Here is a 25,360-nt window from a genome sequence, read left to right as displayed (position 1 = left end):
GGCAAACGCCGCACATTAAAAAGGCGGCCCGTGCCGCCTCTTGCCCGCATCGCGCGGAGGGAGCCGCGTCACACGCGGAACGATTCCCCGCACCCGCACTCGTCCTTCACGTTCGGGTTGTTGAACTTGAACCCTTCGTTCAGGCCTTCGCGGGCGAAGTCGAGCTCGGTGCCGTCGATATAGGCGAGGCTCTTCGGATCGACGACGACCTTCACGCCATGGCTCTCGAACACCTGATCCTCGGGAGCCAGCTCGTCGACATACTCGAGCTTGTACGCGAGCCCCGAGCACCCGGTCGTGCGAACGCCAAGCCGCAGGCCCACACCCTTGCCGCGGCGGACGAGGTATTTCTGGACGTGTTGTGCTGCTTTTTCGGTCAGTGTAATTGCCATGATGTCCTTGCCGCGGGGCGCCTGGACGACGCACCGCGTTCCTTCACAACGCTCGATGCCGCTCAGGCTGCTGCCTGATCGCTTTCCTTGGTGTCGTGGCGCTTCTTGTAGTCGGCCACGGCTGCCTTGATCGCGTCTTCCGCGAGGATCGAGCAGTGAATCTTCACCGGCGGCAGCGCGAGTTCCTCGGCGATCTGCGTGTTCTTGATCGACAGTGCCTCGTCGAGCGTCTTGCCCTTCACCCATTCGGTGACGAGCGAGCTCGATGCGATCGCCGAACCGCAGCCGTAGGTCTTGAACTTCGCGTCTTCGATCACGCCGTCCGCGCCGACGCGGATCTGCAGCTTCATCACGTCGCCGCACGCCGGCGCGCCGACCATGCCCGTGCCGACCGTGTCGTCGTCCTTCGCGAACGAACCGACGTTGCGCGGGTTTTCGTAGTGATCCAGAACCTTGTTGCTGTAAGACATGACTCAGACTCCTTGACTCGTTACGTCTGCGTGCGTCAATCCGCCCGCGGTTGCATTCAATGCGGTATCAGTGCGCGGCCCATTCGATCGTCGACAGATCGATGCCTTCCTGGTGCATTTCCCAGAGCGGCGACAGTTCGCGCAGCTTCGCGATCTTGCTGTTCAGCAGATCGATCACGAAGTCGACTTCCTGCTCCGTCGTGAAGCGGCCGACCGTGAAGCGGATCGAGCTGTGCGCGAGCTCGTCGTTGCGGCCGAGCGCGCGCAGCACGTACGACGGCTCCAGCGACGCCGACGTGCACGCGGAGCCGGACGACACCGCGACGTCCTTGATCGCCATGATCAGCGACTCGCCTTCGACGAAGTTGAAGCTGATGTTCAGGTTGTGCGGGACACGGTGGTCCATGTCGCCGTTCACGTAGGTTTCCTCGATCTGCGACAGGCCGCGCAGCAGCTTGTCGCGCAGCATGCGGATGCGCTCGTTCTCGGTCGCCATTTCCTCGCGCGCGATGCGGAACGCCTCGCCCATGCCGACGATCTGGTGCGTCGGCAGCGTGCCCGAACGCATGCCGCGCTCGTGGCCGCCGCCGTGCATCTGCGCCTCGATGCGCACGCGCGGCTTGCGGCGCACGTACAGCGCGCCGATGCCCTTCGGGCCGTACGTCTTGTGGGCCGAGAACGACATCAGGTCGACCTTCAGCTTCGCGAGGTCGATTTCGACCTTGCCGGTCGACTGCGCGGCATCGACGTGGAACACGATGCCCTTCTCGCGGCAGATTTCGCCGATCGTCTCGATGTCCTGGATCACACCGATCTCGTTGTTCACGTGCATCACCGACACGAGGATCGTGTCCGGGCGCAACGCGGCCTTGAGCACGTCGAGATCGATCAGGCCGTCTTCCTTCACGTCGAGGTAGGTGACTTCGAAACCGTCGCGCTCGAGCTCGCGGCACGTGTCGAGCACGGCCTTGTGCTCGGTCTTCACCGTGACGATGTGCTTGCCCTTGCCCTTGTAGAAGTTCGCGGCGCCCTTGATCGCGAGGTTGTCCGACTCGGTGGCGCCGGACGTCCAGATGATCTCGCGCGGATCGGCGTTCACGAGTGCGGCCACCTGTTCGCGCGCTTCCTCGACCGCACGCTCCGCGTCCCAGCCATAAGCGTGGCTGCGCGACGCCGGGTTGCCGAACTGCTCGCGCAGGTACGGCACCATCTTGTCGACCACGCGCGGATCGACGGGCGTCGTCGCGCTGTAATCCATATAGATGGGCAGGTGGAGAGTCTCTTGGGTCATCTGTCGCTCCGGGTATTCTGTGCAGGGACTATGTGCGTTATGGGGTGTGACGGGCGCCTTCGCGCTCACGAACTCGCGATGTTGAACACCGAATTGGGGCCGAGCGGCATCGTGCGCACGGGCTCGGCCGGTGCGGCGACGGGCTCCGGCGCGCGACGGTCGCGCAGCACCGCAGGGGCGCCCTCGCGTGCGCGCTGCTGATCGACGAGATCCTGCAGCGACACCGAATCGAGGTATTCGACCATTTTCTGGTTCAGCGTCGACCACAGCTCGTGCGTCATGCAATGGCCGTCGGGCTGCTTCGAGCCGTCGCACGTGCCTTTGCCGCCGCACTGCGTGGCGTCGAGCGGTTCATCGACCGCGATGATGATGTCGGCAACGGTGACGTCCTGCGCGCGACGCGCGAGGTTGTAGCCGCCGCCCGGGCCGCGCACGGATTCGACGATTTCATGCCTGCGCAGCTTGCCGAACAGCTGTTCGAGATACGAGAGCGAAATCCGCTGGCGCTGGCTGATGCCTGCAAGCGTCACCGGGCCCTGCTCCTGGCGCAGTGCCAAGTCAATCATCGCCGTGACGGCGAAACGGCCTTTGGTGGTGAGTCTCATGGTGTCTAGGGGACTGCAATCTTGACGATTTTGGTCAAGTATAAATATTTGACGATTTTAGTCAAGTATCCATGTCTTCGACAGGGTATTCGCAGACCGCTGAATTTCCCGTGTCGATCAGCGCGCGGCGCGGCTGCGCAGCGTGTCCAGCAGGCCCGCGCACGCGCGCTCGACCTGATCGAGCACCTGTTCGAAGCCCTGCTCGCCGCCGAAATAAGGATCGGCCACCTCGGTCTCGGCGGCGCCCGGCGCGAATTCCATCAGCAGGCGCACCTTGTCGCGATGCGCCGGCGGACAGCGCCGGCGCAATTCCGCGAGGTTGGCTTCGTCCATCGCCAGCAGCAGGTCGAAACGCTCGAAATCCGCCGCGCTCACCTGCCGCGCCCGCAGCGCCGACAAGTCATAGCCGCGGGTGCGGGCCGCCGCCTGCGCGCGCGAGTCGGGCGGCTCGCCGACGTGCCAATCGCCGGTGCCGGCCGAATCGATCGCGATCCGGTCGGCCAGCCCGGCCGCGCCCACCTGGTGGCGCATCACGCCTTCCGCCGTGGGCGAACGGCAGATATTGCCGAGACAGACGAAACAGATCGCTACGCGGGTCATCGCACTATCGGAAAACCGCGGCGAACCGCGTGGGAAGAAGAACGCGCCATTATACAAAGGCGCCCGAAATCGCGCCGCCGCGCGAAGCGACGGCGACGTGCCTTACAGCGCCTTGGGCGCAGCGATCACGACGTCGCCGGATGCGGCCGGCAGCGGCTTCGCCGCGTCGTCGACCAGCCCGAACGACACCGCGCGCGCCAGTTCGGCGGACGCCTGATGAGCCGCGAGCGGGCCGCGCGACGGCGCATCGGACATCGCATGCAGATAGGCAGCCGCCGCCAGCGGAACCACGATTGCCAGCGGCCAGTACATCGATATTGTCTTTTTCATGATGCGTACCTCCTTGACCTCGTACCCCGAAACCCGATTCCGGGGACTACAGCCGAGATTCTATAGATCGCATCTATCGAGATAAATATGCGAATAGCGAACGCACTGTTGCTGCTCGCTGAACAGTGTCAGCCGAGGTGGCTTTGCGACGCCGCGTACAGTTCGCGGAACGTGCGCCCGGTCGGTGTCGGCATGTCGCGCGTGTCCATCCAGCCGCCCATCAACGGCAGGCGCCGCAGCATGCCGCCGTTGCCGCCCAGCCGCTCGAGGACGCGCACCGCCAGCTTGGTCGTCAGCGCATACAGCATCGGCCGCCGCGCGAGGAAACCCCACGCGGCGAGCGCCGCCCGCTCGCGCCACGGCCGCAGATGGCGCTCGACCTGCTTCTCGCGCAGCGTGCGCAACAGGTGCGACAACGGAATCCCGACCGGACATACGCTGTCGCATTCGCCGCACAGCGTCGCCGCCTGCGGCAGGTCGAGCGCGCGATCGAGCCCGACGTAGCTCGGCGTCAGCACCGATCCCATCGGCCCCGGATAGACCCAGCCGTACGCATGACCGCCAACCTTCTGGTACACCGGGCAATGGTTCATGCACGCGCCGCAGCGGATGCAGCGCAGCATCTCCTGGAATTCGCCGCCGATCAGGCCCGTGCGGCCGCCGTCGACGAGCACCACGTAGTTGTGCTCGGGGCCGTCCTCGTCGCCGGGCCCGCGCGGCCCGGTCAGCAGCGAGAAATAGTTCGACGTCTTCTGCCCGGTCGCGGAACGCGGCAGCAGCCGCATCGCGGTCGCGAGATCCTCGAGCGTCGGCAGCACCTTCTCGATGCCCGTCACCGCGACATGCACGCGGGGCATGACCGTGCACATGCCCTCGTTCCCTTCGTTCGTCACGATCGCCACCGAACCCGTCTCGGCGATCACGAAGTTGCCGCCCGTCACGCCCATGTCGGCCGACATGAAATGCGGGCGCAGCACCTCGCGCGCCTCGCGCGTCATGTCCGGAATCTCGGTGAGCCGCTCGCGCCGGTGCGTGCGCGCGAACAGGTCGGCGATCTCGTCCTTGTCCTTGTGCACGACGGGCGCAATGATGTGGCTCGGCGGCTCGTTGTCGTTGATCTGCAGGATGTATTCGCCGAGGTCCGTCTCGATCGACTGCACGCCCATCTCGGCGAGCACCGCGTTCAGCCGCATTTCCTCGGACACCATCGACTTGGTCTTGATGACCTTCTTCACGTCGTGCCGGCGCGCGATGTCGGCCACGAGCCGCGCGGCGTCGGCGGTCGTTTCGGCGAACAGCACCGTCGTGCCGCGCCGCGTCGCCTCGCGCTCGAATGCCTCGAGCCACACGTCGAGATTCTCCAGCGCGCGGTTGCGGCGCGCCTCGAGCGCGGCGCGCGTGGCCGGGAAGTCGATCAGGGTCATCGCGTCGGCGCGGGCGGACACGAACTTCGTCGACAGTTTCTTCAGGTTCTGCTGCAGGCGCTGGTCGGCCAGCTTCTGGCCGGCGCGCGCCTTGAAATGCATCGATTGGACTTGCATCGCGGTATCGGGGAAAGTGAGCGGAACCGGGCGTCAGACGTCGCCCGCCAGCACCTGCGCGACGTGCAGCACGCGCGTGTCGCGGTCGCCGGTGCGGCGCAACCGCCCTTCGATGTTCAACATGCAGCCGAGATCGCCGAGCACGACCGTGCCCGCGCCCGACGCGCGCACGTTCGCGCATTTCTCGTCCGCGATGGCCGCCGAGATGTCGCCGTACTTGACCGCGAACGTGCCGCCGAAGCCGCAACAGTGCTCGCAATCCTTCATCTCGGTCACCGCGACGCCGCGCTGCGCGAGCAGCGCGCGCGGCTGCGCCTTCACGCCGAGCTCGCGCAGGCCCGAGCACGAATCGTGATAGGTGACCGGCCCGGCGAACTCGCCCGGCGCGAGCGACACCTTCGCGACGTTCGCGAGGAAGTCGGTCAGTTCGTGGACTTTCTGCTGGAACCGCGTGTAGCGCCCCATCAGTTCGGGATCGTCGCGAAATAGGTCGCCGTAGTGCGCGCGGATCATCCCGCCGCACGAACCCGACGGCGCGACGATGTAATCGAACTGCTCGAACTCGCGCAGGGTCTTTTCCGCGAGGTCGCGCGCCAGCGCGCGGTCGCCCGAGTTGTAGGCCGGCTGGCCGCAGCAGGTCTGCGCGGGCGGCACGATCACCTCGTAGCCGGCGTCGCGAATCAGCTTGAGCGCCGAAAAACCGATTTCGGGGCGCATCAGGTCGACCAGGCAGGTCACGAACAAACCGACTCGCATACGTGCTCCTTCGAGAAAACGGCTCTCATTATCCGACGTTTGACCGGCAAGACCAACGCCGGCCCGCGCGCAAGCCCGCGGCGCACGAAACGAGGACTTCCTCGAACGGCGTTCGCTTTTTTCACGATACGAGATACAATCGGTCCAACACCGCCTGACGCGTCAATCGATTCCTCCCCCGACATGAGCCAACCCACCCCCGATTCAAAAACGTCGATCCAGGTGATCGAACGCATGATGCGGTTGCTGGACGCGCTCGCCGCGCACAGCGACCCCGTCAGCCTGAAGGAACTCGCGCAGCGTACGGAACTGCACCCGTCGACCGCGCACCGCATCCTCAACGACATGGTGACCTGCCGCCTCGTCGACCGCTCCGATCCCGGCACCTACCGTCTCGGCATGCGGCTGCTCGAGCTCGGCAATCTCGTGAAGGCGCGCCTGTCGGTGCGCGACGCGGCGCTGATGCCGATGCGCGAGCTGCACCGCCTCACCGGGCAGACCGTGAACCTGTCGGTGCGCCAGGGCGACGAGATCGTCTATATCGAGCGCGCGTACTCCGAGCGCTCGGGAATGCAGGTCGTCCGCGCGATCGGCGGCCGCGCGCCGCTGCATCTCACGTCGGTCGGCAAGCTGTTCCTCGCGGCCGACGAGACGTCGCGCGTGCGTGCCTATGCGACGCGCACGGGGCTGTCGGGCCATACGCAGAACAGCATCACCGATATCGCGAAGCTCGAGCGCGAGCTGACGATCGTCCGCCAGCAGTCGTGCGCGCGCGACAACGAGGAGCTCGAACTCGGCGTGCGCTGCATCGCGGCCGGCATCTACGACGATTCCGGGAAGCTCGTTGCCGGCCTGTCGCTGTCGGCGCCGGCCGACCGGCTGCAGGACGCGTGGCTCGGCCAGTTGAGCCGGACGGCGCTCACCATCTCGGAATCGCTCGGCTACCGGCCGGCGCCCGAGAAAGACGTGGACGGGCTGCAGCGGCAGGCGTAAGCCTCGCCGTCGGCCCGGCACCGGCCCCGGCTCCCGATTCGTCGGACAAAAAAAGCCCCGCGATTGCGGGGCTTCTTCGTTGCGGCGATCGGCATGGCGGCGAACCGCCGTGGACGATCAGGTACCGCCGTTCGGCGTGTTGGCCGCCGTCAGGCGCTCGCCGCCGCCGGCATCGAGCCAGTTGCGCAGGCGCGAGGCGTCGGCGAAGCGCGAGTACTTGCCGAACGAATCGAGCAGCACCATCACCATCGGCCGGCCGTGGATCGTCGCCTGCATCACCAGGCATTCACCCGCTTCGTTGATGAAGCCCGTCTTCTGCAGGCCGATGTCCCACGAGCCGTTGCCGCGGATCAGCGCGTTGGTGCTGTTGTAGACCAGGTTGCGCTTGCCCGTGTACACCTCGTAGGTGCGATCGGTCGAGAACTGACGGATCATCGGATACTGGTACGCCGCATTGACCATCTTCACGAGGTCGCGCGCACTCGACACGTTCGAGCTCGACAGGCCGGTGGAATTCTCGAAGTGCGTGTCGGTCATGCCGAGCGACTTCGCCTTCGCGTTCATCGCCGCGATGAACGCCGGACGGCCGCCCGGGTAGTAACGCGACAGCGCTGCCGCCGCGCGGTTTTCCGACGCCATCAGCGCGATGTGCAGCATGTCCTCGCGCGACAGCACCGAGCCGACCGACAGGCGCGAGCCCGTGCCCTTCTCGTAGTCGCGGTCTTCGTCGGTGACTTCGATCTGATCGGCCATCGGCGCTTTCGAGTCGAGCACGACCATTGCCGTCATCAGCTTCGAGATCGACGCGATCGGCACGACCGCGTGCGAATTCTTGTCGAACAGCGGCTCGCCGGTATTCTGGTCGACGACGTACGCGACGCTCGAGCGCAGCGCGAGCGCGTCCGGCGTGTCGTGCAGGCCGAACGCCTGGCCGACCGTCGGGCGGCGCGGCTGGAACGCGACCTTGCGCACCGCGCCGCGATGGCCGCCGTGCACGCTGTTCGCCGCGAGCGTCACGCGCTTTCGCGACGCCTTCGCGCGCGGCGCATCGGCCGACGCGACCTTGGCGGATTTGTCGGAGGTCGCCCCGGCCGACTTCTTCTTCGCGGACGAAGCAGGAGCGACGGCCTTTTTCTTGGCGGCTTGGGTCTTCGCAGTGGCGGCGAAGGCGTCAGCAGGCGTGACGGACGCGGTGGTCGCCAGCAACGCGACTGCGACCGACACAGCGGTGCCGAGCGTCATGCTCTGCAACAATCTGCGCGGTGAAAACGATTCGGCTTTCATTGGGGTCTGGACAAAGCGGGCGGGAGGTTTCCGCAAGTGTAGTTAAAGCTTAAAAAAAGAGCAATATTAGGCACTTACCGATCGTCTTTAAACCGGAATGTAAGAGTCGGCCAACCTCTGGCCAATCAACTCTCCCGCTCCCATCGAAAAAATCCATGGGACGCACTGCCCGACAGCGCCCGTCTCCCGATTACCGCACGGTTAATTGAGATAACGTCACTTTGGAGGCGATTTAAAGCGGGGAAACTACGTATCCGGGGCTCGGCGTGCCAAGGGCGCCGGTCTCGACCGTGGCGGCGGCACGTCGCCACGGCACGCGCATCGAAACGGCGCGTTTTTCGACAGGAACAGAAGGATAACGTTCCATGGGCCTGTCAGGTTTACCTGTGCATGATCATGGTGCGACGCGTTTGCCCCGCCGCCGTGCGCACCATGTGGGAACGCGCCTGAAACCGATTCCGAACGGGCGCGATAACTCGTTGTTTTATCGATAATTTGTCGCGATTGTGCAACGCACAAAAAATGCTTGACATCCGCTTTCTCTGCCCTAAAATAGGCCTCATTGCTGCGTTGCACAAAGCACGCGGCGCCGAAGTTCCCCAGCGTAGTGCCCTTTATCCTGCGATCGACGCGATCGCTTTTCAGGAGCCTGACATGTCCTTGCTGACCCCCGAGCAAATCGCCGCCGCCCAAAAAGCCAACCTCGAAAGCCTGTTCGGTCTGACGACCAAGGCGTTCGAAGGCGTCGAGAAGCTGATCGAACTCAACCTGCAAGTCGTGAAGTCGACGCTGGCCGAAGGCCAGGAAAATGCACAGCGCCTGCTGTCGGTGAAGGACGCGCAGGAACTGATCGCGCTGCAGGCGAGCCTGTCGCAGCCGGTCGCGGAAAAGGTGCTGTCGTACGGCCGTCACCTGTACGAAATCGCATCGTCGACGCAAGCCGAATTCGCGAAGGTTGCCGAAGCGCAATTCGACGAGCAGAACAAGAAGGTCCAGGCGCTCGTCGACAACGTCGCGAAGAACGCCCCGGCTGGTTCGGAAACGGCCGTCGCCGCACTGAAGTCGGCACTGAACGCTGCGAACACCACGTACGAAACGGTTCAGAAGGCCACGAAGCAAGCAGTGGAAATCGCTGAAACGAACTTCAACGCCGCTGCCGCCGTCGCCACGAAGGCTGCCACCGCCGCTGCCGCACGTCGTTCGAGCAAGCCGGCCGCGTAAGCGTCCCCTGCTCCTGAAAGAGCCGCGCGCAGCGCGGCTTTTTCGTTTCCGGCGCCGGAACGTGCGCGGGCGGCAACTGCCCGCCACATTCGAGCCTGTCGCGCGCCGGGCAAATGAAAACGCCGTCGGCCGGATGACCCGGGCGACGGCGTTTTTTCACGGCCGGCGCGTGGCCGGCCGTACCGCTCGCGTTACTTCTTGCGTTGCGGCGGCAGGTCCGTACAGACGCCTTCGTACAGTTCGGCGGCCATGCCGACCGATTCGCCGAGCGTCGGGTGCGGATGGATCGTCTTGCCGATGTCTTCCGCGTCCGCGCCCATCTCGACCGCGAGGCACACTTCGCTGATCAGGTCGCCCGCGTTCAGGCCGACGATGCCGCCGCCGATCACGCGATGGGTTTCCTCGTCGAAGATCAGCTTCGTGAAGCCTTCGTCGCGGCCGTTCGCGATCGCGCGGCCCGACGCGGCCCACGGGAACACGGCCTTGCCGTACTTGATGCCTTCGGCCTTGCACTGGTCTTCCGTCTTGCCGGCCCACGCCACTTCCGGATCGGTGTACGCCACCGACGGGATCTGCAGTGCGTCGAAATACGCCTTCTCGCCGTGCGCGGCTTCCGCGGCGACGTGGCCTTCGTGCACGGCCTTGTGCGCGAGCATCGGCTGGCCGACGATATCGCCGATCGCGAAGATGTGCGGCACGTTCGTGCGCATCTGCTTGTCGACGTCGATGAAGCCGCGATCCGTGACCGCGACGCCGGCCTTGTCGGCGCCGATCTTCTTGCCGTTCGGGCTGCGGCCCACCGCGACGAGCACGAGGTCGTAGCGCTGCGCTTCCGCGGGCGCCTTCTCGCCCTCGAACTTCACGTAGATGCCGTCTTCCTTCGCTTCCGCGCCGACCGTCTTGGTCTTCAGCATCACGTTGCCGAAGCGCTTCGCGTTGTACTTTTCCCAGACCTTCACGAGATCGCGGTCGGCGCCCATCATCAGGCCGTCCATCATTTCGACGACGTCGATCTCCGCGCCGAGCGTCGCGTACACCGTGGCCATTTCGAGGCCGATGATGCCGCCGCCGATCACGAGCATGCGCTTGGGCAACTGGCGCAGTTCGAGCGCGCCCGTCGAATCGACGATGCGCGGGTCTTCCGGCATGAACGGCAGTTTCACCGCTTGCGAGCCGGCGGCGATGATCGCCTGCTTGAACTTGACGACCTTCTTGCCGTTTTCGCCCTGCACTTCCATGTGGAACGGATCGACGAACGCGCCGACGCCGGTGACCACTTCGACCTTGCGCGCCTTCGCCATGCCGGCGAGACCCGTCGTCAGTTTCTTGACGACGCCGCCCTTGAAGTCGCGCAGTTTGTCGAGATCGACTTGCGGCTTGCCGAACGTGATGCCGTGCGACGCGAGCGCCGCGGCTTCGTCGATGACGAGTGCCGTGTGCAGCAGCGCCTTCGACGGGATGCAGCCGACGTTCAGGCACACGCCGCCGAGCGTCGAATAGCGTTCGACGAGCACGGTCTTCATGCCGAGATCGGCGGCGCGGAACGCGGCCGAGTAGCCGCCGGGGCCGGCGCCGAGCACGAGCATGTCGCACTCGATGTCGGCGGCACCTGCGTAGCTGCCGGCTTGCGGCGCGGGTGCCGGCGCGGCTGCGGCCGGCGCCGGTGCGGCGGCTGCGGGCTTCGGCGCTTCGGGTGCTTTCGCGGGAGCGGCTGCGCCTGCCGAGGCTTCGACGATGGCGATGATGGTGCCTTGCGAGACTTTCTCGCCGGCTTTGACCTTGACTTCCTTGACGGTGCCGGCGACGTCGCTGGGCACTTCCATGGAGGCTTTATCGGATTCGAGCGTGATGAGGGTTTGTTCTTTTTCGATCACGTCGCCGGGTTTGACGTTGACTTCGATGACATCGACGCCGCTGAAATCGCCGATATCCGGAACCTTGACTTCGATGAGACTCATGACTGTCCCCTTCTTGATTGACTGCGGAGAGAGAGGGAGGGGCTGGCGAAAAAGCGGATCCTGACGCCATGCGGCCTGACAAGAGCACGGGACGTTGGGCAGGACCACCTTTGCCGTCCGCCCAAGGACGCGCCTTTCTTTTGGTTACTTTTCTTTGGAAGACAAAGAAAAGTGACCGCCGCCCCGCGCAGGGGCGACGCTAGCAGACCGTTGGCAAAACAGGTTCAACGAAAGGGCGTGGAGCACCAAAAACAAACCCACGCCCTCGCGAGCCCCCTCCCCGCTCATCAAAGAATGATGCGACGGAAATCGGCGAGCAACGCCCCGAGATACGCATTGAACCGCGCGGCCTCGGCGCCATCGATCACGCGATGGTCATACGACAGCGACAGCGGCAGCGTGAGCCGCGGCACGAACTGCTTGCCGTCCCACACCGGCTTCATCTGGCCGCGCGACAACCCGAGGATGGCGACTTCCGGCGCATTGATGATCGGCGTGAAGTGCGTCCCGCCGATGCCGCCGAGCGACGAGATCGAGAAGCAGCCGCCCTGCATCTGGTCCGGCTTCAGCTTGCCGTCGCGCGCGGCCTTCGACAGCTCGGCCATTTCCTTCGCGATATCGACGAGCCCCTTCTTGTCCGCATCGCGGATCACCGGCACGACGAGACCGTTCGGCGTGTCGGCTGCAAACCCGATGTGGTAGTACTGCTTGAACACCAGGTTGTCGCCGTCGAGGCTCGCGTTGAAGGTCGGGAACTTCTTCAGCGCGGCGACGACTGCCTTGATCACGAACGCGAGCATCGTGAACTTCACGCCCGCCTTCTCGTGTTCCTTGTTCAACTGGACGCGCAGCGCTTCGAGCTCGGTGATGTCCGCTTCGTCGTTGTTCGTGACGTGCGGGATCATCACCCAGTTGCGATGCAGGTTCGCGCCCGAGATCTTCTTGATGCGCGACAGCGGCTTCGCCTCGAACGGGCCGAACTTCGAGAAGTCGACCTTCGGCCACGGCAGCAGGTTCAGCTCGCCGCCGCCTGCCGGCGCGGCTGCCGCGGCCGGTGCCGCGCGCTGGCCGGTCATCACGCCCTTCACGAAACCCGTGATGTCTTCCTTCGTGATGCGTCCCTTCGGACCGCTACCCTGCACGCGCGCGACTTCGACGCCGAGTTCGCGTGCGAACTTGCGCACGGACGGCGACGCGTGGCTCGCGCGGTATTCACCCGACGGCGCAGCGGCCGGCGCGGCAGCAGCCGGTGCGGGCGCGGCCTGCGCGGGCGCCGGTGCGGCAGCAGGCGCGGGCGCCGGCGCGGCCGGAGCCGGCGCGCTGGCCTGCGGCGCGGCGGCAGCCGGTGCACCCGCGGTTTCGAGCAGCACGATCAGCGTGCCTTCCGACACCGAATCGCCCACCTTCACCTTGATGTCCTTCACGACGCCAGCGGCCGGGCTCGGCACGTCCATCGTCGCCTTGTCCGATTCGAGCGTGACGAGCGACTGTTCCTTCTCGACCGTGTCGCCGACCTTCACGCCGATCTCGATCACCGGAACGTCCTTGTAGTCGCCGATGTCGGGCACCTTCACCTCGAGCGTACCGCCGGCGGCTGCCGGGGCGGCGGCGGGCGCCGCGGCGGCCGGTGCCGGCGCTGCTGCCGGAGCCGGAGCCGCGGCCGGCGCAGCCGCGCCGTTCGCCTGGGCGCCTGCGCCGCCTTCGAGCAGCACGATCAGCGAACCTTCCGACACGGAATCGCCGACCTTGACCTTGATTTCCTTCACGACGCCGCCGACCGGGCTCGGCACGTCCATCGTCGCCTTGTCGGACTCGAGCGTGACGAGCGACTGCTCGGGCTCGACCGTATCGCCGACCTTCACGCCGATCTCGATGACCGGCACGTCCTTGTAATCGCCGATATCCGGCACCTTCACTTCGATCGCTTGACTCATCTGTTTCTGTCTCCATGGCCGCGCGCGCTCCTCGCGGGAGCGGCGCGCGGCATTACACGGCGTGTGCGTTTAAACGGTCATCGGGTTGGGCTTGGACGGATCGAGGTTGTACTTGGCGATCGCATCCGCGACCACCTTGCGCTCGATCGTGCCTTCGTCGGCCAGCGCGTTGAGCGCGGCGACGGTGACCCAGTGACGGTCGACCTCGAAGAAGTGACGCAGCTTCTCGCGGGTGTCCGAACGACCGAAGCCGTCGGTGCCCAGCACGACGAAGCGGCGGTCGATCTGGCCGCGGATCTGGTCGACCAGCGCACGGACGTAGTCGGTCGACGCGATGACCGGGCCCTGCGTGTCCTTCAGGCACTTCTGCACGTGCGACAGGCGACGCTCCTCGGTCGGATGGAGCAGGTTCCAGCGCTCGACGTCGTGGCCTTCGCGCGCGAGCTCGGTGAAGCTCGGCACGCTCCACAGGTCGGCGGCGACACCCCAGTCGTTCTTCAGCAGGTCGGCGGCGGCGATCACTTCGTTGAAGATCGTGCCCGCGCCGAGCAGCTGGACGCGCGGCGCCTTCTTGTCGGCGTCGGCCTTCCTGAACGCGTACATGCCCTTGATGATGTCGGCCGCCACGTGCTCGCCCTGCGGAATCGCCGGGTGCTCGTAGTTCTCGTTCATCACCGTGATGTAGTAGTACACGTCTTCCTGGTCCTGCACCATGCGGCGCAGGCCGTCCTGGATGATCACCGCGAGTTCGTAGCCGAACGTCGGATCGTAGCTCACGCAGTTCGGCACCGATGCCGCCCACAGCAGCGAGTGGCCGTCTTCGTGCTGCAGGCCTTCGCCGTTCAGCGTCGTGCGGCCCGCCGTGCCGCCGAGCAGGAAGCCGCGCGAGCGCATGTCGCCCGCGGCCCAGGCGAGGTCGCCGATCCGCTGGAAGCCGAACATCGAGTAGAAGATGTAGAACGGCACCATGATCTCGCCGTGCGTCGAATACGACGTCGCCGCCGCGATCCAGTCGCACATGCCGCCCGCTTCGTTGATGCCTTCCTGCAGGATCTGGCCGGTCTGCGATTCCTTGTAGAACATCAGCTGGTCGGAATCTTCCGGCACGTACTTCTGGCCTTCCTGGTTCCAGATACCGATCTGGCGGAACAGGCCTTCCATGCCGAACGTACGCGATTCGTCCGGAACGATCGGCACGACGCGCTTGCCGAGCGCCTTGTCCTTCAGCAGGATGTTCAGGATCCGCACGAACGCCATCGTCGTCGAGATCTCGCGACCTTCGCCCGTGCCCTTCAGGAGCGGCTCGAACGCGTCGAGCGCCGGCACCGGCAGCGACGTCGCCTTCTCGCGGCGGTGCGGCAGGTAGCCGCCGAGGTCCATGCGCTTCTGGCGCATGTATTCGAGTTCCTTCGAGCCTTCCTCGAACTTCAGGTACGGCACGTCGGCGATCTGCTCGTCGGTGATCGGCAGGCGGAACTGGTCGCGGAACTTCTTCAGTTGCTCGACCGGCAGCTTCTTCTGCTGGTGCGTGATGTTCATCGCCTGGCCCGACTCGCCCATCCCGTAGCCCTTGATGGTCTTCGCGAGGATGACGGTCGGCGCGCCCTTCGTGTTCGTGGCTTCGTGGAACGCCGCGTAGATCTTGTGCGGATCGTGGCCGCCGCGGTTCAGCGCCCAGATGTCGTCGTCCGACCAGTCGGCGACGAGCGCCTTCAACTCAGGCGTGTTGAAGAAGTGCTCGCGAACGTACGCGCCCGACTCCGACTTGTACGTCTGGTATTCGCCGTCGACGCACTCCATCATGCGGCGCATCAGCGCGCCCGACTTGTCGCGCGCGAACAGCGCATCCCAGCGGCTGCCCCAGATGACCTTGATCACGTTCCAGCCGGCGCCGCGGAATTCCGATTCCAGTTCCTGGATGATCTTGCCGTTGCCGCGCACCGGGCCGTCGAGACGCTGCAGGTTGCAGTTGATCACGAACACGAGGTTGTCGAGCTTCTCGCGGCTCGCCATGCCGATCGCGCCGAGCGATTCCGGCTCGTCCGTCTCGCCGTCGCCGAGGAACGCCCACACCTTGCGGCCTTCCGTCTTCGCGATGCCGCGCGACTCGAGGTACTTCATGAAGCGCGCCTGGTAGATCGCCATGATCGGGCCGAGGCCCATCGACACGGTCGGGAACTGCCAGAAATCCGGCATCAGCCACGGGTGCGGGTACGACGAGATGCCCTTGCCGTCGACTTCCTGGCGGAAGTTGTCGAGCTGCTCTTCCGACAGGCGGCCGAGCAGGAACGCGCGCGAGTACACGCCCGGCGACGAGTGGCCCTGCACGAACACGAGATCGCCGCCGTGCTGGTCGGACGCCGCGTGCCAGAAGTGGTTGTAGCCGACGTCGTAGAGCGTCGCGGCCGATGCGAACGATGCGATGTGGCCGCCGACGTTCGTGTCCTTGCCTGCACGCAGCACCATCGCGAGCGCGTTCCAGCGCGTGTACGAACGGATGCGGTGCTCGATGTCCTGGTCGCCCGGAATCTTCGCCTGGGCTTCGACCGGAATCGTGTTGATATACGGGGTATTGGCGGAGAACGGCAGGTGTTCGCCGTGCATGCGGGCGAATTCGATCTGCTTTTCGATCAGGTAGTGCGCGCGGCCAGTGCCCACGGAGGAGATCACGCCATCGAGCGACTCGAGCCACTCGACGGTTTCTTGCGGGTCGTCGTCACGTTCGGCGGCGACATATTTCATCACTTCGTTCGGTACAGCGGACATTCTCGTCTCCTGGGTCCTGGAATGTGAGGATCGCTCTCGTGCAGACGACGCGACGCGACCGGCTGCGGGCAAGCTCCGACGGATTGTAATGAGCGTGGACGGGCCTGCGCAACAAAATTTTCGAATTGTGAGATCTTTTCTCGCCATGCGGAATATTGCTGCGCTGCACCCTTGTTTCGGGGCTCCGCGGCCCGTCTCGTCGGAACAAAACCGTTTCCGTTCAACATATCCGGTAGCGGTTTTCCATGTATTGCGCTGCGCTACAATCCTGCCATGTTGACCGATCGGCTTTTCGCACGCTCGGCGCGACCGCCGGGCCCGCCGGCGGAGTCGCAGCCGTCCCGTTGGCACCACGGACCGTGGTGGTCCAACTCCTATCTGCTGACGCCGCTGCTGTCGATCCTGGTGTTCCTCGTCGTGATGAGCCTCATCCTGTGGAGCCTCAACCGGCGCGAACAGCAGCAGCAGGAAGACACCCTCTTTCGCAACGTCGCGTGGGCCCAGCAGCAGATCCGCCTGTCGATGACGGGCGCGCAGGAACAGTTGCAGGCGCTGTCGCGCGACCTCGCATCCGGCCGGCTCGACCAGAACGCATTCCAGATGGCCGTCGCGGACGTCATGCAGACGCATCCGGAAATCCTCTACCTGAACTGGTACACCGCGCCCGGCGTGCAGCGCTGGCCGACCGTGCATCCGCCGCTGCTCGGCCAGCGGCTCGCGAAGCCCGGCGACGCGCAGATGCAGGAGGCCGTGCGCGGCGCGTACGAGGAGGCGCGCAGCACGCGCCGCCAGGCCTATTCGCCGCTGATCTACGACGACTTCGGCAACGGCTTCATCACGTTGCAGACGCCCGTGATGCGCGGCGACCGCGAATATCTCGGCGCGATCGCCGCGGTGTTCTCGGTCGAAGGGATCCTGAAGCACGACATCCCGCAGGAATTGTCGTCGAAGTACAAGATCTCGATCACCGATTCCAACAACCGCGAGCTATCGTCCACGTCGACGCGCCCGCGCCTGCCGCGCGACTCGCACTACGACCTGCCGCTCGATCCGCCCGGCCAGGGGCTGACGGTGCGTGTGTATGCGTTCCCGCAGCTCACGAACCTCACCAACAACACGCTCGTGTGGCTCGTCGCCGGCCTGTCGTGCTTCGTGCTGTGGAGCCTCTGGAGCCTGTGGAAGCACACACGCCAGCGCTTCGAGGCACAGCAGGCGCTGTACGCGGAGGCGTTCTTCCGCCGCGCGATGGAAAACTCGGTGCTGATCGGCATGCGGGTGCTGGACATGCACGGCCGCATCACGCACGTGAACCCGGCGTTCTGCCGGATGACGGGCTGGGACGAAACCGATCTCGTCGGCAAGGTCGCGCCGTTCCCCTACTGGCCGCGCGACGCGTACCCGGAAATGCAGCGCCAGCTCGACATGACGCTGCGCGGCAAGGCGCCGAGCTCGGGCTTCGAGCTGCGCGTGCGGCGCAAGAACGGCACGCTGTTCCATGCGCGCCTGTACGTATCGCCGCTGATCGACAGCTCGGGCCGCCAGACCGGCTGGATGTCGTCGATGACCGACATCACCGAGCCGAAGCGCGCGCGGGAGGAACTCGCCGCCGCGCACGAGCGCTTCACGACGGTGCTCGAAAGCCTCGACGCCGCGGTGTCGGTGCTCGCCGCCGACGAAGCCGAGCTGCTGTTCGCGAACCGCTACTACCGCCACCTGTTCGGCATTCGCCCGGACGGCCATCTGGAGCTGTCGGGCGGCGGCTTCGACCGCGCGCAGGCGTCGTCCGACTCGATCGACATGGTCGACGCGTTCGCGGGCCTGCCGGCCGCCGCGCTGACGAGCAGCACCGCCGACGCGCAGGAGGTGTACGTCGAGAGCATCCAGAAGTGGTTCGAGGTGCGCCGCCAGTACATCCAGTGGGTGGACGGCCACCTCGCGCAGATGCAGATCGCGACCGACATCACGACCCGCAAGAAGGCGCAGGAGCTCGCGCACCAGCAGGAAGAAAAGCTGCAGTTCACGAGCCGATTGATGACGATGGGTGAAATGGCGTCGTCGATTGCTCACGAATTGAATCAGCCGCTCGCCGCGATCAACAACTACTGCTCGGGCACGCTCGCGCTCGTGAAGAGCGGCCGCGGCACGCCCGAGACGCTGCAGCCCGCGCTGGAAAAGACCGCGCAGCAGGCGCTGCGCGCGGGGATGATCGTCAAGCGGATCCGCGAATTCGTGAAGCGCAGCGAGCCGAAGCGCCAGCCGGCGCGGGTCGCGGACATCGTCGCCGACGCGGTCGGGCTCGCCGAAATCGAGGCCAGAAAGCGCAGGATCCGGATCGTCACGGAAATCCTCGCAAGAATGCCTATTATTTATGTCGACCCCGTGCTGATCGAGCAGGTGCTGGTGAACCTGATGAAGAACGCAGCCGAGGCGATGGCCGACGTGAAGCCGGCGTCGGTGGACGGCGTGATCCGCGTCGTCGCCGACATCGATGCGGGCTTCGTCGACATCCGTGTGATCGACCAGGGCCCGGGCGTCGACGAAGCGACCGCCGAGCGCCTGTTCGAACCGTTTTACAGCACCAAGTCCGACGGCATGGGCATGGGGCTGAACATCTGCCGTTCGATCATCGAATCGCATCGGGGGCGTCTGTGGGTGGTCAACAACGTCGAGCCGGATGGCCGCATTTCCGGCGCGACGTTCCACTGCAGCCTGCCCATTGGGGAACCCGCTGATCTCGGCCAAGGGGGGCGCGAGGCATCGGCATCACATACCGTTACGGGAGAACTATGAATAGCCCTGTCACCACCACTCAGGAAACCGTCTTTGTCGTCGACGACGACGAGGCCGTACGGGACTCGCTGCGCTGGCTGCTGGAGGCGAACGGCTATCGCGTGCAATGCTTCTCGAGCGCCGAGCAGTTCCTCGATGCGTACCAGCCGGCGCAGCAGGCAGGCCAGATCGCGTGCCTGATTCTCGACGTGCGGATGTCGGGCATGAGCGGCCTCGAGCTGCAGGAACGCCTGATCGCCGACAACGCCGCGCTGCCGATCATCTTCGTCACCGGTCACGGCGACGTGCCGATGGCCGTGTCGACGATGAAAAAGGGTGCGATGGACTTTATCGAGAAACCGTTCGACGAAGCCGAGCTGCGCAAGCTCGTCGAGCGGATGCTCGACAAGGCCCGAAGCGAAAGCAAGAGCGTGCAGGAGCAGCGTGCCGCGAGCGAACGCCTGTCGAAGCTGACCGCGCGCGAGCAGCAGGTGCTCGAGCGGATCATCGCGGGCCGCCTGAACAAGCAGATCGCCGACGATCTCGGCATCAGCATCAAGACGGTCGAGGCGCACCGCGCGAACATCATGGAAAAGCTCAACGTCAACACGGTGGCCGACCTGCTGCGCCTCGCGCTGTCGAAGAAACAGGCCTGAGCGTGTTCCCGGGCCTCGGCGGCAGCGCCGCCCGGCCCGCAACCGGCGCTTGCCGCCCCGCGCGATGCGGCCCACTCGCGCGGCGGCGCGCCGTTTTTCCCGGCGCGCGCGCGCCGCGGCCATGACGCTTCCCGTTGATTCGCTGTCGGACGGCAGCAGGCGAACGGTATAATTACGTGCTTTGCTACGGCGCTTTCGGGCGCCGTACGCCCGCATCCCAACTTCCCGGCAGAACCCACCACCATGACAGCCCTCCTCATCGACGGCAACGCCCTTTCGAAGACCCTGCGCGCCCAGGCCGCCGAACGCGCCGCCGCGCTGACCGCACGCGGCCACCAGCCCGGTCTCGCGGTGATCCTCGTCGGCGCCAACCCGGCGAGCGAAGTCTATGTGCGCAACAAGATCAAGGCGTGCGAGGACAACGGCTTCTTCTCGCAGAAGGATGCCTACCCGGACACGCTGTCGGAAGCCGACCTGCTCGCGCGCATCGACGAGCTGAACCGCGATCCGAAGATCCACGGCATCCTCGTCCAGCTGCCGCTGCCCGCGCATATCGACAGCCACAAGGTGATCGAGGCGATCGCGCCGGAAAAGGACGTCGACGGTTTTCACGTCGCGAACGCGGGCGCGCTGATGACCGGCAAGCCGCTGTTCCGCCCGTGCACGCCGTACGGCGTGATGAAGATGTTCGAAGCGCACGGCATCGCGCTGCAAGGCGCGAACGCGGTCGTGATCGGCCGCTCGAACATCGTCGGCAAGCCGATGGCGATGATGCTGCTCGACGCCGGCGCGACCGTGACGATCTGCCACAGCAAGACGCGCGACCTCGCCGCGCATACGCGCCAGGCCGACGTCGTGGTCGCCGCGGTCGGCAAGCGCAACATCCTGACCGCCGACATGGTGAAGCCGGGCGCGACGGTGATCGACGTCGGCATGAACCGTGACGACGCAGGCAAGCTGTGCGGCGACGTCGATTTCGCGGGCGTGAAGGAAGTCGCCGGCTACATTACGCCGGTGCCGGGCGGCGTCGGCCCGATGACCATCACGATGCTGCTGATCAACACGATCGAATCCGCCGAACGCGCGGCTGCCGCCGCGGCCTGACGCACTACCCGCTCAGCCGGCGCGCGCTTGCGCGCGCCGGTGTCCCGCCAGCCGCGCTCGCCCCGGCTGCGCCGCCCCGGCCCGCGGCGGCCTACCGTCGGGCCGCCGGCCGCCGAATGCCGTTCCCGGCCACGCCCGTCGCTGCGCATCCGACCCTGCGTCAATCGCGTCATTAGAAACTAACGATTGGAAAGCGCACGATGCGCCCCAATAATGTCGGTACCGGGCGCGCTCGCGCCCAGCCGCCGTTACCCTTTTCATCCCGGTTCATCCGGCAACAGACAGGGAGTCTTATGTCCGCCAGCGCCCATACCAATCCGCTCCTCGACTTCTCCGGCCTGCCCCGTTTCGGCGAGATTCGCCCGGAACACGTGACGCCCGCGCTCGATACGCTGCTCGATGCCGCCAACCGCGCAGTCGAAGCCGCGAGCGCCAGCGAGACGCCGGCGACCTGGGCCGCCGTCGTCGAGACGGTCGAGCAGGCCACGGAGCCGCTCGGCCGCGCATGGGGCATCGTCGGCCACCTGAACGCGGTCGCCGACACGCCCGAACTGCGCGCTGCCTACGGCGAAAACCTGCCGCGCGTGACCGAGTTCTGGTCGAGCGTCGGCCAGAATCTCGCGCTGTACGAAAAGTACAAGGCGATCGCCGCGAGCGCCGAATACGCGACGCTGTCCGCCGAGCGCAAGAAGATTCTCGACAACGCGCTGCGCGACTTCCGCCTGTCGGGCGCCGAGCTGCCCGAGGAGCAGAAGCCGCGCTTCGCGGAGCTGCAGGAACAACAGGCCGCGCTGTCGAAGGCGTTCTCCGATCACGTGCTCGACGCGACCAACGCGTACGCGTACTTCGCGAAGGACGAAGCCGAACTGGCCGGCCTGCCCGGCGATGCGATCGAGGCCGCCCGCGAGGCCGCGCAGAAGGACGGCAAGGAAGGCTGGAAATTCACGCTGCATTTCCCGTCGTATTTCCCGGTGCTGCAGTACGCGAACAACCGCGCGCTGCGCGAGACGCTCTATCGCGCTTATGCGACGCGCGCGTCGGAACTCGGGCCGCAATACGGCGACGGCAAGGCCGAATGGGACAACACGGCGATCGTCGCCGACGCGCTCAAGCTGCGCCGCGAAGAGGCGCAGATGCTCGGCTACCGCAACTTCGCCGAAGTGTCGCTCGCGCCGAAGATGGCCGAATCGCCGCAGCAGGTGATCGCGTTCCTCGAGGATCTCGCGACGCGCGCCCGCCCGCACGCGGAGAAGGACTGGGACGAGCTGCGCACGTTCGCCGCGAAGGAGCTCGGCCTCGCCGAACTCGCACCGTGGGACGTCGCGTACGCGGCCGAAAAGCTCCGCCAGCAACGCTATGCGTTCTCGGAAAACGAGGTCAAGCAGTACTTCCCGGAACCGGCCGCGCTGAAGGGCCTGTTCACCGTCACCGAAACGCTGTTCGGCGTCAAGATCAAGCCGGACGACGCGCCGGTGTGGCACAAGGACGTGCGCTTCTTCCGCGTCGAGAACCGCGACGGCTCGCTCGTCGCGCAGTTCTATCTCGACCTGTACGCCCGCGAAGGCAAGCGCGGCGGCGCGTGGATGGACGACGCGCGCTCGCGCGCGAAGCGCGGCAGCGACGTGCAGACGCCCGTCGCGTACCTGACCTGCAACTTCTCCGCGCCGGTCGGCGGCAAGCCCGCGTGCTTCACGCACGACGAAGTCATCACGCTGTTCCATGAATTCGGCCACGGGCTGCACCACATGCTCACGCGCGTCGACGAGCTCGGCGTGTCGGGCATCAACGGCGTCGAATGGGATGCGGTCGAACTGCCGTCGCAGTTCATGGAAAACTTCTGCTGGGAATGGGACGTGCTGTCGTCGATGTCGTCGCACGTCGATACGGGCGCCGCGCTGCCGCGCGAGCTGTTCGACAAGATGATCGCCGCGAAGAACTTCCAGAGCGGGCTCGGCACGCTGCGCCAGATCGTGTTCTCGATGTTCGACATGCTGCTGCACGTCGATTTCGACCCGGCCGGCGCCACCGGCGTGACCGCGTTCGCGCGCGAGATCAACGAGCGCTATCACGTGATCCCGCAGGCGGCGTTCTCGCGCTGGCCGAACACGTTCAGCCATATCTTCGCGGGCGGCTATGCGGCCGGCTACTACAGCTACAAGTGGGCCGAGGTGCTGTCGGCCGATGCGTACGCGGCGTTCGAGGAAGCCGCCGCCGCCAGCGGCAGCGTGCTCGATGCGGCAACCGGCACCCGCTATCGCCGCGAAATCCTCGAGGTCGGCGGCAGCCGCCCCGCGATGGAATCGTTCAAGGCGTTCCGCGGCCGCGAGCCGCAGATCGACGCGCTGCTGCGCCACAACGGGATGGCGGCGTCCGCGCACTGAGCGCGCTGCCCGCTTCGTCCGGCTGCATCGACAGGCACCGCTTCGGCGGTGCCTTTTTTCATGGCGCGGGCGTGTCGTCGCCCACTTCGTCGTCGAACAGCAGGAATTGCCCGTGGCGCTCGGCCGTGTCCTCGTCGATGCGCACGCCGACGCCGAGCAGCCGCACCGGCTGCGCGCGCCGCAACAACCCCTTCGCGAGCAGCGTGACGGCCGTCTCGGCATTCGTCGCGTCGGCCACGCACTCGACCGTCGTGCGCTGGAAATCGGCGAAGCGGATCTTCACGTACAGCTTGCGAATCGATCGCGCGGCGCCCGCGCGCTCGATCCGCGCGTCGAGCTGCACGACGAGGCGGCGGATTTCGTCCGCGCATTGCTCGAGCGTCGTCAGGTCGGTCACGTAGGTCGTCTCGACACTGACCGACTTGCGCTCCTGGTCGGCCTGCACGGGCCGTTCGTCGATCCCGCGCGACAGTTCGTACAGGCGCCGCCCGAACGCGCCGAATTCGCGGTGCAGGTCGATCAGCGGCCAGTCGCGCAATTGCGCGCAGGTCTGGATGCCAAGCCGGTCGAGCCGCGCGGCCGTCACCTTGCCGACGCCGTGCAGCTTGCGCACCGGCAGCGCCGCGACGAACGCGTCGATCTCGTGCGGCCGCACGACGAACAGCCCGTCGGGCTTGTTCCAGTCGGACGCGATCTTCGCGATGAACTTGTTCGGCGCGACGCCCGCCGACACGGTCACGCCGACCGTGTCGCGCACCCGTTCGCGGATCTCGCGCGCAATCAGCGTCGCACTGCCCTGGCAACGCGACGACCCGCTGACGTCGAGGTACGCCTCGTCGAGCGACAGCGGCTCGACGTCGGGCGTGTAGTCGCGATAGATCGCCATGATCTGTCGCGACGCCGCGCGATACTTGTCCATCGCGGACGGCAGGATCAGCAGGTCCGGACACTTGCGCATCGCCAGCGCCGACGACATCGCCGAATGCACGCCGTAGCGCCGCGCCTCGTAGTTGCAGGTCGCGATCACGCCGCGCTGGTCGGGGCGGCCGCCGACCGCGAGCGGCCGGTTGCGCAGCGACGGGTCGTCGCGCATCTCGACCGACGCGTAGAAGCAGTCGCAGTCGCAATGAATGATCTTGCGCATGCGCGGCGGCGCGTCGCCGGACGGTGCGTGCGGATCGGCAGGCGGGATGGTGGTCGGGTTCACGGTGCCGATACTGTACAAAAACACAGTGCCGGTTTCAACTGCCGCGTACGTCCGGGGCCGGCTGCGCGAACCGGCCGTCCGGCAGCGGCCCCCTCGCCCGTCGCCTCAACCGGCCGTCCGGCAGCGGCCCTCCGCCAGCGGCTGCGCCGTACCGGCCCGGTTTGTGCGGATCGTACCGGCCAGGCACGGGCGGCCGCACCTATACTCGTCTGCCGCGATACACGAAACGCAAAGGTGACAGATGAAGACGATCGGACTGATCGGCGGCATGAGCTGGGAATCGTCGGCCGAGTACTACCGGATGATCAACCGGCACTCGAAGGCATTGCACGGCGGGCATCACAACGCGAAGAGCGTGCTGGTCACGGTCGACTTCGCCGAAATCGAAGCGCTGCAGCGCACGCACGACTGGGCCGCGCTCGGCGAACGGATGGCCGACGCCGCCCGGCAGCTCGAAGCGGCCGGCGCCGATCTCGTGGTCCTGACGACCAATACGATGCATCGCGTGCACGACGCGATCGAAGCCGCGGTGACGCTGCCGTTCCTGCACATCGCCGACCCGACCGGCAGCGCGCTGCGCGACGCGGGCGTCGAGCGCGTCGCGCTGCTCGGCACGCGCTACACGATGGAGTTGCCGTTCTATGCGGCGCGGCTGCGCGAAAAGTTCGGGCTCGACGTGCTCGTGCCGGACGAGCGCGGGCGCGACGACGTGCACCGCATCATCTACGACGAGCTGTGCCACGGCGTCATTTCGGCGGAATCACGCACGACGTATGTGTCGATCATCGACGCACTGGCGAAGCGCGGCGCGCAGGCCGTGATCCTCGGCTGCACGGAAATCACGCTGCTGATCGGCGCGGACGACTCGCCGCTGCCGGTCTTCGATACGACCGCGCTGCACGCGAAGGCGGCCGTCGAGTGGGCGGCGCGCTGAACGACGCGCGCCGGCGCGGATCGACAATTGCCGCCCGAGAGCATCGCCGCATTGTTCCGTGCGGCAGGATTCACGCTCCCGGCGGGCGCGTCGCCGCGCGCCCCGCCCGCGAATCACGCGACTCGCTTCACGCGGGCGCACCGAAATAACGGGCGGGCGCGGAAAACA

At 66.1% G+C, this 25,360-nt stretch carries 20 protein-coding genes; 7 read left to right on the top strand and 13 right to left on the bottom strand.

The genetic code is table 11. The features are described 5' to 3' along the window. Positions 1–68: 68 nt before the first annotated feature. The 8 genes from iscA to KPB06_RS13525 form a co-directional block, all read right to left on the bottom strand. A complete protein-coding gene (gene iscA / locus KPB06_RS13560; protein WP_011885413.1) occupies positions 69–392 on the bottom strand; it encodes an iron-sulfur cluster assembly protein IscA in 324 nt (107 codons plus the stop codon). Positions 393–454: 62 nt separating this feature from the next. Continuing rightward, positions 455–862 (bottom strand): Fe-S cluster assembly scaffold IscU, encoded by a 408-nt coding sequence (gene iscU, locus KPB06_RS13555; RefSeq protein WP_006478389.1) that lies wholly within the window; start codon positions 860–862, stop codon positions 455–457. A 67-nt stretch (positions 863–929) separates the two neighbouring features. Continuing rightward, a complete protein-coding gene (locus KPB06_RS13550; protein WP_059583323.1) occupies positions 930–2,153 on the bottom strand; it encodes an IscS subfamily cysteine desulfurase in 1,224 nt (407 codons plus the stop codon). A 65-nt stretch (positions 2,154–2,218) separates the two neighbouring features. Next, a complete protein-coding gene (iscR, locus tag KPB06_RS13545) occupies positions 2,219–2,758 on the bottom strand; it encodes a Fe-S cluster assembly transcriptional regulator IscR (protein ID WP_006401955.1) in 540 nt (179 codons plus the stop codon). A 117-nt stretch (positions 2,759–2,875) separates the two neighbouring features. Beyond that, the gene (locus tag KPB06_RS13540; protein WP_059583321.1) at positions 2,876–3,358 is read right to left on the bottom strand and encodes a low molecular weight protein-tyrosine-phosphatase; all 483 of its coding nucleotides are present in this window, start codon (positions 3,356–3,358) and stop codon (positions 2,876–2,878) included. Between the two features lie 102 nt (positions 3,359–3,460). Further along, the gene (locus KPB06_RS13535) at positions 3,461–3,688 is read right to left on the bottom strand and encodes a hypothetical protein (RefSeq protein ID WP_059583320.1); all 228 of its coding nucleotides are present in this window, start codon (positions 3,686–3,688) and stop codon (positions 3,461–3,463) included. 128 nt (positions 3,689–3,816) lie between these two features. After that, positions 3,817–5,229 carry a lactate utilization protein B gene (locus KPB06_RS13530; protein ID WP_059583318.1) on the bottom strand — a complete coding sequence of 471 codons (1,413 nt, stop codon included), beginning with the start codon at positions 5,227–5,229 and terminating at the stop codon, positions 3,817–3,819. Between the two features lie 33 nt (positions 5,230–5,262). Continuing rightward, entirely contained in the window at positions 5,263–5,985 is a 723-nt protein-coding gene (locus KPB06_RS13525; RefSeq protein WP_059583317.1) for a (Fe-S)-binding protein, read from the bottom strand. Positions 5,986–6,168: 183 nt separating this feature from the next. Between KPB06_RS13525 and KPB06_RS13520 the strand changes: the two genes are divergently transcribed. Beyond that, the gene (locus tag KPB06_RS13520) at positions 6,169–6,978 is read left to right on the top strand and encodes an IclR family transcriptional regulator (RefSeq protein ID WP_006478384.1); all 810 of its coding nucleotides are present in this window, start codon (positions 6,169–6,171) and stop codon (positions 6,976–6,978) included. 117 nt (positions 6,979–7,095) lie between these two features. Here the strand turns inward: KPB06_RS13520 and pbpG are convergent, their stop codons facing one another. After that, positions 7,096–8,262 carry a D-alanyl-D-alanine endopeptidase gene (pbpG, locus tag KPB06_RS13515; protein ID WP_059583315.1) on the bottom strand — a complete coding sequence of 389 codons (1,167 nt, stop codon included), beginning with the start codon at positions 8,260–8,262 and terminating at the stop codon, positions 7,096–7,098. Positions 8,263–8,916: 654 nt separating this feature from the next. On the opposite strand from pbpG, the gene KPB06_RS13510 reads away from it, so the two are divergent. Continuing rightward, entirely contained in the window at positions 8,917–9,483 is a 567-nt protein-coding gene (locus KPB06_RS13510; protein WP_034188948.1) for a phasin family protein, read from the top strand. Positions 9,484–9,674: 191 nt separating this feature from the next. Here KPB06_RS13510 and lpdA read toward each other — a convergent pair whose 3' ends face one another. From lpdA to aceE, 3 genes are all read right to left on the bottom strand, one after another. Continuing rightward, positions 9,675–11,441 (bottom strand): dihydrolipoyl dehydrogenase, encoded by a 1,767-nt coding sequence (gene lpdA, locus KPB06_RS13505; RefSeq protein WP_059583314.1) that lies wholly within the window; start codon positions 11,439–11,441, stop codon positions 9,675–9,677. A 287-nt stretch (positions 11,442–11,728) separates the two neighbouring features. Beyond that, positions 11,729–13,375, bottom strand: a complete 1,647-nt coding sequence (aceF, locus tag KPB06_RS13500; RefSeq protein ID WP_059583312.1) for a dihydrolipoyllysine-residue acetyltransferase — start codon at positions 13,373–13,375, stop codon at positions 11,729–11,731. Between the two features lie 69 nt (positions 13,376–13,444). After that, positions 13,445–16,141 carry a pyruvate dehydrogenase (acetyl-transferring), homodimeric type gene (aceE, locus tag KPB06_RS13495; RefSeq protein WP_059583310.1) on the bottom strand — a complete coding sequence of 899 codons (2,697 nt, stop codon included), beginning with the start codon at positions 16,139–16,141 and terminating at the stop codon, positions 13,445–13,447. A 273-nt stretch (positions 16,142–16,414) separates the two neighbouring features. Between aceE and fixL the strand changes: the two genes are divergently transcribed. The 4 genes from fixL (at position 16,415) to KPB06_RS13475 (ending at position 23,051) form a co-directional block, all read left to right on the top strand. Continuing rightward, positions 16,415–18,931 (top strand): oxygen sensor histidine kinase FixL, encoded by a 2,517-nt coding sequence (fixL, locus tag KPB06_RS13490; RefSeq protein WP_275906099.1) that lies wholly within the window; start codon positions 16,415–16,417, stop codon positions 18,929–18,931. Then, the gene (fixJ, locus tag KPB06_RS13485; protein ID WP_006493245.1) at positions 18,928–19,566 is read left to right on the top strand and encodes an oxygen response regulator transcription factor FixJ; all 639 of its coding nucleotides are present in this window, start codon (positions 18,928–18,930) and stop codon (positions 19,564–19,566) included. Before fixL ends, fixJ begins: the two co-directional genes overlap by 4 nt. Positions 19,567–19,809: 243 nt before the next feature. After that, complete coding sequence (gene folD, locus KPB06_RS13480; protein ID WP_059583307.1) at positions 19,810–20,670, top strand: bifunctional methylenetetrahydrofolate dehydrogenase/methenyltetrahydrofolate cyclohydrolase FolD; 861 nt, start codon at positions 19,810–19,812, stop codon at positions 20,668–20,670. A 293-nt stretch (positions 20,671–20,963) separates the two neighbouring features. Then, a complete protein-coding gene (locus KPB06_RS13475; RefSeq protein WP_059583305.1) occupies positions 20,964–23,051 on the top strand; it encodes a M3 family metallopeptidase in 2,088 nt (695 codons plus the stop codon). 58 nt (positions 23,052–23,109) lie between these two features. On the opposite strand, the gene dinB is transcribed toward KPB06_RS13475, so the two are convergent. Further along, a complete protein-coding gene (gene dinB / locus KPB06_RS13470) occupies positions 23,110–24,282 on the bottom strand; it encodes a DNA polymerase IV (RefSeq protein WP_059583303.1) in 1,173 nt (390 codons plus the stop codon). A gap of 217 nt (positions 24,283–24,499) precedes the next feature. Between dinB and KPB06_RS13465 the strand changes: the two genes are divergently transcribed. Beyond that, positions 24,500–25,192, top strand: a complete 693-nt coding sequence (locus KPB06_RS13465) for an aspartate/glutamate racemase family protein (RefSeq protein WP_059583301.1) — start codon at positions 24,500–24,502, stop codon at positions 25,190–25,192. Positions 25,193–25,360 lie beyond the last annotated feature (168 nt).

The organism is Burkholderia semiarida, from assembly GCF_029268935.1.
In the GTDB taxonomy this organism is placed as follows: domain Bacteria; phylum Pseudomonadota; class Gammaproteobacteria; order Burkholderiales; family Burkholderiaceae; genus Burkholderia; species Burkholderia semiarida.
Note: the sequence above shows the minus strand (reverse complement) of the source record. Positions and strands in the feature narration are given on the sequence as shown.